General features: G+C 44.4%; 1 protein-coding gene. It reads right to left on the bottom strand.

Annotated features, from left to right (window positions below; all coding sequences use genetic code 11):
* Positions 1-527: aminotransferase class I/II-fold pyridoxal phosphate-dependent enzyme (locus HC176_RS15985; RefSeq protein ID WP_167919993.1), on the bottom strand; the 527-nt coding region annotated here is incomplete at both ends.

The raw sequence follows: 527 nt of genomic DNA, 5'->3' as shown, positions 1-527 counted from the left end.
CCCCAGCCTTATTCCCGCCAAACCATAGGCTTTGGAAAGGGTTTGGGTGAGCACCAGGTTCGGAAATTCCTCAAGTCGCTCCAGCCAGCTTCTACCTGCTGAAAAATCAATGTAAGCTTCATCTATTACTACAAGTCCGCTAAAATTCTTAAGAATTTTTTCTACGGAAGCTTCCGAAAATGAGTTACCTGTGGGATTGTTGGGGGAGCAAAGGAAGATGAGTTTGGTCATATCATCAACTTCAGCATGTATCTTTTCAAAGTCGGGTTGAAAATCATTCTTCAGAAGCACCTTTCGATCCTCGATCTCATTAAGTTCCGCCAGCACCTTGTACATTCCGTAAGTTGGCGGCAGCGTGATCACATTATCCACCTGTGGCCGACAAAAGGCTCTAAAGATAAGATCCAGCACTTCATCACTACCATTTCCCAGCAAAATATTACTCACAGAAACCCCTTTTTGAGAGGCAAGCTCCTGCTTCAGTTTTAGTTGTTGCGGATCAGGATAACGGTTCACACCATTTTCGA

This window comes from Tamlana crocina, assembly GCF_012037625.1.
This window is presented reverse-complemented; position numbering and strand designations above follow the sequence as displayed.